The 8,633-nt window shown below is 68.1% G+C and carries 9 protein-coding genes; 4 read left to right on the top strand and 5 right to left on the bottom strand.

What is annotated here, in order from left to right; all coding sequences use genetic code 11:
* Positions 1 to 124 precede the first annotated feature (124 nt).
* Both ACFXI3_RS45470 and ACFXI3_RS45465 read right to left on the bottom strand, forming a co-directional pair.
* Positions 125 to 1,471 carry a PQQ-binding-like beta-propeller repeat protein gene (locus tag ACFXI3_RS45470; protein ID WP_378408324.1) on the bottom strand — a complete coding sequence of 449 codons (1,347 nt, stop codon included), beginning with the start codon at positions 1,469 to 1,471 and terminating at the stop codon, positions 125 to 127.
* Between the two features lie 334 nt (positions 1,472 to 1,805).
* Complete coding sequence (locus ACFXI3_RS45465) at positions 1,806 to 1,928, bottom strand: hypothetical protein (protein WP_378408322.1); 123 nt, start codon at positions 1,926 to 1,928, stop codon at positions 1,806 to 1,808.
* Between the two features lie 52 nt (positions 1,929 to 1,980).
* On the opposite strand from ACFXI3_RS45465, the gene ACFXI3_RS45460 reads away from it, so the two are divergent.
* Complete coding sequence (locus ACFXI3_RS45460) at positions 1,981 to 2,415, top strand: hypothetical protein (protein WP_378408320.1); 435 nt, start codon at positions 1,981 to 1,983, stop codon at positions 2,413 to 2,415.
* A gap of 42 nt (positions 2,416 to 2,457) precedes the next feature.
* On the opposite strand, the gene ACFXI3_RS45455 is transcribed toward ACFXI3_RS45460, so the two are convergent.
* Entirely contained in the window at positions 2,458 to 3,009 is a 552-nt protein-coding gene (locus ACFXI3_RS45455) for a hypothetical protein (protein WP_378408318.1), read from the bottom strand.
* Positions 3,010 to 3,130: 121 nt separating this feature from the next.
* Positions 3,131 to 4,177 carry a helix-turn-helix transcriptional regulator gene (locus tag ACFXI3_RS45450; RefSeq protein WP_378408316.1) on the bottom strand — a complete coding sequence of 349 codons (1,047 nt, stop codon included), beginning with the start codon at positions 4,175 to 4,177 and terminating at the stop codon, positions 3,131 to 3,133.
* A gap of 403 nt (positions 4,178 to 4,580) precedes the next feature.
* Here ACFXI3_RS45450 and ACFXI3_RS45445 point away from each other — a divergent pair, with 403 nt between their 5' ends.
* The gene (locus ACFXI3_RS45445) at positions 4,581 to 5,444 is read left to right on the top strand and encodes a G1 family glutamic endopeptidase (RefSeq protein WP_378408314.1); all 864 of its coding nucleotides are present in this window, start codon (positions 4,581 to 4,583) and stop codon (positions 5,442 to 5,444) included.
* A gap of 47 nt (positions 5,445 to 5,491) precedes the next feature.
* Here the strand turns inward: ACFXI3_RS45445 and ACFXI3_RS45440 are convergent, their stop codons facing one another.
* Entirely contained in the window at positions 5,492 to 6,385 is an 894-nt protein-coding gene (locus tag ACFXI3_RS45440) for an NADP-dependent oxidoreductase (protein WP_378408312.1), read from the bottom strand.
* A 92-nt stretch (positions 6,386 to 6,477) separates the two neighbouring features.
* Here ACFXI3_RS45440 and ACFXI3_RS45435 point away from each other — a divergent pair, with 92 nt between their 5' ends.
* A complete protein-coding gene (locus ACFXI3_RS45435; protein WP_378408310.1) occupies positions 6,478 to 8,187 on the top strand; it encodes a CocE/NonD family hydrolase in 1,710 nt (569 codons plus the stop codon).
* A gap of 17 nt (positions 8,188 to 8,204) precedes the next feature.
* A complete protein-coding gene (locus ACFXI3_RS45430) occupies positions 8,205 to 8,540 on the top strand; it encodes a putative quinol monooxygenase (protein WP_378408308.1) in 336 nt (111 codons plus the stop codon).
* The last annotated feature ends 93 nt before the right edge of the window (positions 8,541 to 8,633 follow it).

Genomic DNA, 8,633 nt, shown 5'->3' with positions numbered 1-8,633 from the left:
CCGGGCTGGGAGGCGGTAAACCCGTTTCCAACCGAGGTGGTGCCCCAAAGGCCCTTACCCCTTTGCCCCCACCCCCCCCCCGCCGAATGGTGCGTGCCGCCGCGGCTGAAGGTATCGCCTCGGGTCAGGCGCCGGAGACCGCCACCACTCCGGTCATGGTGCCGACGTAGGCGTGGTCACCGGACAGGGTGGGAGAGGCGAAGTGCGGGACGGTGCCCAGATTGATCTGGCTCCGCACCGTGCCATCGGCCGGGGACAGCGCGTACAGGTCGCCGGTGTTGTAGTCCACCACCCATACCGCGCCGCCGCCCACCGTCGGGGAGCCGTTCGCGGAGGCTGCGGCGCGCCAGACCACGGTGGGGGTGCCGTTCGCGTCGACGCGCACTGCGGCCGGGCCGTCGGTGCAGGGCAGGTACGCGGTGTCTCCGCTGGTCGCGCTGCCGCCGAAAGACTGGCAGATGTCGGCCGTCGCCAGTTGCCCGCCGATGCCGCCGAGCTTGTCGTGGTTCAGCACGTATCCGGTTCCCCGTTTGCCGACCGCGATCACGTGATCGCCGAGCAGGGTCGGGCTGGACGAGCCGAGATCGAGGTCTTGCGCGTTGTCGTCGGCCCAGGTGTCCGGGGCGAACAGGTCCACCCGCTGCAGGTCGGGCGACAGCGCTAGCACGGAATCGCTGTCGTCGTAGGTCATCGTGGATTCGCCGTTGCCCACCGAATAGAGCAGCCGCTGCCCGTCGACGACGCCGCCGCCCGGGGCCCAGATCCCGGCTTCCCTGGTGGTCGGCACGGCGTAGCTGATCGGGTCGGTACCGGCGGTGGTCGCCGACACCACGGAGCCGATGTAGTTCGCGCAGTCGCCGGCCAGCCCGCCGTAGGGCACGTAAACGCGGCCGTTGAACAAGGTCAGCGCCGCTCGCTGCTGATGGGCGATTCGGTCTCCCCGCGGCGGCTCCAGTTCCGTTCGCACTTCCACGGCACCGGTTCCCGCATTCACCCCGACCAGCACGTGCTGCCCGCCGGTGAGTTCGGCCAGCGCGTAGACCCGCGAGGTGGCCTCGTCGTACACCATGGTGCTGGTGATGCCGAGCGGGTCGATGTTCCCGCACGGCAGCTCGGACCGGCGCGCCGGCTCGCCGAGGTGGGCCGACCAGCGGGTCGCGCCGGTGGCCGGGTCGAGCGCGTAAACGGTGTTGTTCTCCGTGGCGGCCAGGATTTGCCCGCCGACCACCAGCGGCTGACCGTACACCGCACCGTCCAAAGTGGACTGCCAGGCGGTGCCGAGCGTGCCCAGCGGGGCGAGATCGGCGGCGTCGCCGGTGCGCGCGTTGTCGCGGTGATAGGTCGGCCAGTCGCTCGCGGCTGCCTGCCGGGGATGACCGGCGGCCACCGCGCCCGGGGAAGCCATCGGCAAACCGATGATCAGCACGGCGGCCGTGCTCGCGATCACTGTGCGGAAACCAGTTCCATTCATCACGCATCACTTCCCGAAGAGGGGGACGATGAATCCAGTGACACCGCAGTATCCCGCGCGGCTCCCCCACGCGACAGCGACGAGCGACGCGGGCCGTCCAGGCTAACCAGCAACGCCACCCGCCACCGGCCGGGCGTCTCATCGGCACCTTGACCCCGGCCCCGAGCGCCGTGCCACGAACAGGTTCGCCGGTCCAGGCGAGGACGACTGCCGACAGGGAAGGAATCCACCGTGGGCGCACCCTGCCGGATGTCTCGCGACCGTCCTCAATAGACTCTTTGTCGCGATTTCTCTACGCCTCCGCGGGGGTTCTTCTTCTGACGCAAGCGGCCTTTCACGGCGAAAACGACGCCAAGCCCGGACCACCGGCGGGCAGGCGCTCGACCAGGTCCGGATTGGAGACGAACAGGGTGCCGAACGCGAGGACGTCAGCGAGCCCGTCTTCGATTAGGCGCAACTGGCCGACCGGCCTAGAATCGTGACGCGGCAAGGGAAGGAAGCGAATCGGGATGACCGACACCAGCGAGCGGCGGCCGCTGAACCCGCGACAGCTCAAATGGGGCGCGCGCCGGAAGCTGCGCGAGGCCCGTCGCGAAGGGCGCACGGGAATGCTGGCTTACTCGGTCATTCCGTCGAACAACCGGAACGGGTACCGGTACTTCCGCTCGGTCGTGGTCCGCGAAGGATCGCGTGAATTGTACCGGGGGAATCCGGACGACCGCTCGGTGCGCTGGGTCGACCTCGCGCCCGGAAGACATCGGCTCAGCTTCGTGGTCAGCGACATGGGCAAGGAGGTCGCGCTGAGCCAGGAATTCGTTCTCCAGCCCCGGCAGATCATCGCGGCGTGGTGCGCTACGACCTATTCCCTGAAGCCGTTCGACCGTTCTCCGCGGCCTCATCGGTGGCACATCGGCGTGCTGGACGGTGCGACGCGCCGGCAGTGAGAGCCTCTCCCCCGCGGAGGCCCTCACCACGTTTCCGGTGCGTCAGTGCGTGACGAACAGTTCGAGGTCGTTGTGTCCGTCGCAGAAGACGTAGGGGAATTCCTGGTTGACCAGTTCGTGCCAGTAGTTGTTGGTGTCCAGGCCCCAGATGCCGTACCTGTTGGTGGCCACGCACTTCTGCCGCCCGGGCGGGGTGTTCGGCGTGGTCACCGTCAGGATCAGGCTGGTGAGGTCCTTCCAGTGCAGGTGCTGTCCCGGTTTCGGGCCGGCGAGGAGGTTGACCTTGCTGTTGGTGAACTGGAAGTCGCCGTACTTCTGCAGGTGCTCGATGTCGGGCTCGCAGCCGTTGCTGGTGGTCCGGACGAGCCTCGTCCAGGTGTCGCTGCCCGACGCCGGGTCCCGGTAGCGGGCGGTCACCCAGGACGGGATGCACTCGTTGGTGTTGGACAGTTCGCCGACGTCGAACCACATCGTGAATTCTTTGAAGTCCTCGTCGCCGGCGGCGCTGGCGGTCGCCGAGGGCGCTGCGGACACTCCGGTCGCCGCGATCGCGACGGCCGCCAGCACGGTGGCCGACCGTTTCGCCATTCTCATGCGGAATCCTCTCTCCGACGGTCGTCCCGGTCCGATCGGGCCGGGCGCCGATCACCACTGTCGCGCGAATCCGGGCCTGGTCGAATACCGGATGTTGAGGGTTGACTTCGGTCGCACTGGCTCAGCCGTTCAGGGCGGCGACGAGGTGGTCCCGTCCTTCGGCTCCGGTTTTGCGGTACACGGATTTGAGGTGTTCGTTGACGGTGTGCACGGACACGGTGAGGCGCCTGGCGATCTGTTTCGCCGCTGTTCCTTGGCACAGATGGGAAACGACCTGCCGTTCGCGAGCAGTGAGGCCGTGCCAGTCGCCGAAATAGGGCAGCAGCAGGTCGCCGGTGGCCTGCTGGAAGACGACGGCGACGTCCCCCGCGCTGTCACCGTCGAGAGCCTGTGCCTGGGCTGCCACCCAGTGCCCGTAGCTCGCGGCCGGTCCCACGAACAGCGGCGCCGCGGTGCGCGGATTGTCGCCGCGGGCGCGGGCTTCCTTCGCCAGGATGGAGAGTCCAGCGTCGAGCGCCCAGTCCGGGCCTGCATCGTGGCAGTGGAGCTGGTCGCGCCAGTCGCGGCCGTCCAGGGTGGCTGCCCGGATCCGGTCGTCCGCGCCGAGGATGAGCACCCCGGCGGGCCGGGCCGACTGGACGGGAGTCAACGGTGCTGTGACGACGTGCCGCCGCAGGACACCGACCAGCGCGGTCGTGAGCATCGCGACGGAGGCGGTGTCGTGCTCGGTGAACGGTTGCGTGTGTTCCGCGCGCAGGAGGGCGATCGTTCCCCACATGCCGCGTGCGGTGCGCAACGCCACCCGCAATTCGCACCCGACGCCGTAGCTGCCGAACATCCGCCGGGTCGCCCGGTGCCGCGGTTCGCCGGTGCCTGCCACGCAACCGGGGATCGGCCGCCGCTGGAAAACGCTCAACGGGCAGGGATCGGCTCCGGTCCAGAGACCGCGGTAGAGCGCCTGCCCGAAATCGGGTTCGTAGCCGTGCACGAACCCGAACGAACCCAGGCCGATCGGCGTGCTCGGCGAGAATCCCAAGAGCCGGAGCGCATCGTGCGCCGCCAGCGGCGCGATAGCCCGCGACAGCGCCTCTCCCAGTTCGCTCGCCCGGAGCCCCGGTCCGGGCAGCGCCGCGAGTTCGCGCACCACCCGCTCCGTCGACCGCGCCACCCTTCCAGGGTCCTCCGCTCCGCCGAACCCGACAACGCACTGGCCGACTGTCGAGTACGGCCACGGCATCCGGTTCAACGATTCGCCAGCCCCGCCTACGAATTCCGCGCAGAACGCGTCCCGGCGGCATCGACAATGGCGTGTCCTCGCCCGCGGCCGAAGGAAATGACGTCGCACTCGCGGCGGAACCGCCAGCGGCTGCGGGACTTTCGGCCGCTCGGCGCTGGTCCGGCAGGTGTGCCCGTGCCACACTGAGCGAGCCTTCCGGCGAACTGGAATATGCGTTCCCCGCTGGCGAAAAGGAAAGACCAATGACACGTCCGCGAACACGTTCGATGACGCTGACGACGGTTGCGGCGTATTCCCTGGCGCACCAAGAAATCCGCCGACAAGGAGGAAGCCCGTGCCGGCAAGCCGACCGCGGAGAAACCTGGCGAGAACGGTCGCGGTGCTCGCCGCGGGGGCGCTGCTTCCGCTGCCCGCGACGCAACTTCCCGCGAAACCGTTGCCCGCCACCACGTCTGCCGCCCCAGCCCGAGACCAGCGACAAGTCGGCCCGGCGACGCGCAGGCCGGGAGCCGGCACGGTCACCAACTTCACCTCGCGGAACTGGTCCGGGTATTTCACCACCAACGCGGCCCACACGACCGATTTCCAGTCCGTGCACGCGCGGTGGATCCAGCCCAAAGTCACCTGTCCGGAGAACAAAGACGCCTGGGTCGTCTCCTGGGTGGGCATGGACGGCTGGTGGAACGACGTCGTCGAGCAGGGCGGTTCTTCGGCCCGCTGCGTCAACGGCGTCCCGCAATACGCGCTCTGGTGGGAGATGTTCCCGCACAACGACATCCAGCTCGCGAACCCGATCAAGCCGGGAGACCTGATCGACGCCACCGTCACCTACGAGGCCGCGGCCAAGAGATTCCGCATCGTCGTCAAGGACCAGTCGACCGGGCAGACGCTGATCCAGGTCCAGCCCTGCTATCCGGAGATGGGCGGCTGTCCCCGGGTCAACGCCGAGGTGATCACCGAGACTCCGCTGGGCGGAAACGCGGGCGACGGCGTGTTCTTCCTGCCCAACTACGGGGCCGTGAGATACGACCAGGTGTCCGTGACCGACACCAGGGGGCACGTCGGCTCTCTCGACAACGCACATTGGGATCTCGGGCACGTCAACCAGGTCAGCCCGACGAGCGGCGTCACGAAGCAGACCGCACTGCCGCTCGGGCCGCGCGGCGCGTCCTTCAATACTGTATGGGTGCACGAATAACGGCACGTGCGGGCACCTCCAGGCGAGTCCGGCGGTGCCCCGTTACGTCAGACCAGCAAAACCCGACGCCCGCGAGTGTGCCCGGCCTGGCTGTCCGCATGCGCCGCCGAAGCCTCGGCCAGCGGGTAGGACTTCTCGACCGGGATGTGGAGTTTTCCTTGCGATATAAGGGCTACTGTCTCGGCCAGCGCTTCCTTCATGTTCCCGCCCACCCCCGCGAAGCGGATCCCCAGCATCGGGGCCTCCAGGTCGGCGATGGTGATCACTCGCGAAGGATCCCCGGTCAAATCCAGGAGACCGCGGATGACCCCGGTGCCGTTGAGGTCCAGGGCGGCGTCGATCTGGCCCAGCTGGCGGACCCGGTCGACCCAGCCCTCGCCATAGGGGGTCGCGATGGCGCCCAGGCTTCGCACGTAGTCCTGGTTCGCGGGGCTGGCCGTGCCGATCACCTTGATTCCCCGCTCGCGGGCGATCTGCAGGACCGCGGATCCGACTCCCCCGGCCGCACCGCTCACCAGGAGCGTCTGTCCAGTTTGGACACCGACCAGCCGTATGACCCGGAGCGCGGTCTCGACCACCGACGGGTATCCGGCGGCTTCGGCGAAGGTCAGGCCCGCGGGCAGGGGCGCCCAGGAGGTCAGGACGGCGAACTCGGCATAGGTGTTTGAGCCACGGCCCAACACCAGGTCCCCTACCGCGACATCGGTGACGCCCTCGCCGACCTCGTCGACTACGCCGGACGCGTCTTGACCGACGCCGGAGGGCAGTTCGATGGGGCGGATCCGCTGGAACTGACCCTCTCGCGTGCGCCAATCGTGCGGGTTCACGCCTGCCGCTCGCACGGTTACGCGGATCTGGCCGGGGCCGGCGTGGGGTTCGGGCACTTCTGCCAGGTCAAGGACGTCGGGGCCGCCGTATGCGGCGAAGCGCACTGCTTTCATGCCGCCAACTTAACAACAACGGTTAGTGTTTTGCAACCGTTAGTGCTACGGTCGGCCGCACCGAGACAGCCCCTCTCCGGATGGGAGTAACCGTGTATCCACCGCGCATCGACGCTGGTGTCGAGATGAAGACCCGGGACGGCGTCACCCTCGTCGGCGACCTGTACCGGCCTGCCGCGGACGGCCGGTGGCCGGTGCTGCTGCACCGGACGCCTTACGACCGTACGGGCGTTTTCCGGGTGTCGGGGCTCGTGGCCGATCCGGTGTGGCTGGCCCGGCAGGGCTTCGCGGTGCTGGTGCAGGACAGCCGCGGAAGGTTCGGATCCGGCGGCGAGTTCGATTTCATCACGCAGGAGTACGACGATTCCTCCGACGCGATCGACTGGGCCGCCGAGCAATCCTGGAGCGACGGCAATGTCGGGATCTACGGCTCGTCCTATCTGGGGATGACCGTGCTGCAAGCCGTCGCGGCGAGGAATCCGCGGCTCAAGGCGGCGGTCGGGATGATCGGGACTGCCGACATGCGCCACACCGCACGGCCGGGCGGGTTGTTCGAGCTGGGGTTTCTGACGTTGTACGCCTTGGGGATGGCACAGGAAGGTCTGGACCACACCTCATTGAGCGCGACCGAGCGGGAACGGGTGCGCGAACTGCTGGACGAGGCCTTCGCGGACCGTCCCGCGGCGGTGAGCCAGTTGCCGTTGACCGGCATTGCCCCGCTCGACGACAGCCGGGTCGCGCCGTTCTGGGCGGATTGGCTGCGGTCGCCGCACGATCCGTTCTGGGACCGGCCCACGTTGCTCACCGAGCCGGAGCGGGTGGACATTCCGTTTCTGCAGATCAGCGGGTACCGGGACTTCACGAGCCCTACGCAGTTCCGGCTCGCGAACCGGTTGTCCGGCAACGAAAACGCCAGCCTGATCGCCGGTCCGTGGACTCACGCGGGCACTTACAGCGCGTTCGGCGACGTGGGCGCGCGGGTGTTGCCGAACGCGGCGGCCGGGGTGCCGACGTGGAGCCCGGTGCTCGCGGCGTTCTTCGATCGGCATCTGCGGGGCGGCGACAGCTCGGATTACCCTGCGGCTGAGCCCTATCTGGCCGGGCGGGTCAGCTATTTCGTCGGCGGATCGAATACGTGGGCGCATGCCTCGGCCTGGCCGCCTGCGTCGACGGTCGAGGAATGGGCGCTTTCCTCAGGCGGCCTGCTGAGCCGCGAGGACGGCCATGGAGCGGCGACGTTCACCGCCGATCCGCGCGACCCATTTCCCACGCACGGCGGGGTAATCGCTTTCGAGGGCGACCCGGCCGCGGCACCGGGCGGCATTCAGGATCAGCGCGCAGTCGACGGGCGCGAAGACGTGCTTCTTTACACTAGTGCGCCGCTGTCTGAGGACGTGACGATCGCCGGTCAAGCCGAACTGATCGCGTACGTCACCAGCACCGCGCCGGACGCCGACATCTGCGTCACCTTGGTGGACGTCGAGCCGGACGGTTTCGCGCTCAATGTCGCCGAAGGTGCGCAACGGGCGCGGTATCGCAACGGCGGCGACACCGATTGGCTTGCCGCCGAAGAGCCCAGTCGCGTGACGGTTACGCTGCACGACGTCGCGCATCGGTTCGGCCGCGGGCACCGTATTCGGGTGCAGATCGCCGGGTTCAGTTTTCCGCGCTTCAGCCGCAACCTGCACACTCGCACGGTGCCGGAGTTCGGCACTCTCGACGAGGCGGTCGTCGCACAGCACACCTTGCACCACAACGAGAGTTACCCATCCGCGCTGCGCCTTCCGGTGCTCGGCGCATAAACAAGCAGGAGATTCTTTTGTCCGAGATCGTTGTCATTGCCCGTCTCAAGGCCAAGCCGGGCCGCAGTGCCGAAATGCTCGCGCTGTTTTCCGACCTGGTTCCCGAGGTGCTGCGAGATGAACCTGACACGCTGCGGTATGCCTTTTACGTCGAACAGGATCCGTCGCGGGTGACGGTGATCGAGAAGTATCCCTCGCGCGCTGCTCTCGAAGCGCACAACACCGGCGTGCTGACGAAGTACCTGCCGCGGCTGCTCGAATTGCTCGACGGGGCACCGGAAACGGTCGAGCTACATCCGGCGGAGCTGGCGGTTTCGGTCAGTCCGGACGACGCCGGCCGGCTGAGCCTCTAGGTCCGTGAAGGGCTCCTTGAGGGAATCTGATTCCCTCAAGGAGCCCTTCACGGACCTTGGGCGCTCCCCTACGCAGCAGCGAAAGCCTGCTCC

Origin of the sequence: Amycolatopsis sp. NPDC059235 (genome assembly GCF_042754125.1) — a bacterium.
Classification (GTDB): Bacteria; Actinomycetota; Actinomycetes; order Mycobacteriales; family Pseudonocardiaceae; genus Amycolatopsis; species Amycolatopsis albidoflava.
The sequence above is the reverse complement of the archived record's forward strand: the minus strand, read 5'-3'. Positions and strand labels throughout refer to the sequence as shown.

Bases quoted from the DNA above. Each gene is read 5' to 3' on its own strand.
- ACFXI3_RS45470 (WP_378408324.1), bottom strand. From the start codon at position 1,471: ATGAATGGAACTGGTTTCCGCACAGTGATCGCGAGCACGGCCGCCGTG.
- ACFXI3_RS45460 (WP_378408320.1), top strand. From the start codon at position 1,981: ATGACCGACACCAGCGAGCGGCGGCCGCTGAACCCGCGACAGCTCAAA.
- ACFXI3_RS45455 (WP_378408318.1), bottom strand. From the start codon at position 3,009: ATGAGAATGGCGAAACGGTCGGCCACCGTGCTGGCGGCCGTCGCGATC.
- ACFXI3_RS45440 (WP_378408312.1), bottom strand. From the start codon at position 6,385: ATGAAAGCAGTGCGCTTCGCCGCATACGGCGGCCCCGACGTCCTTGAC.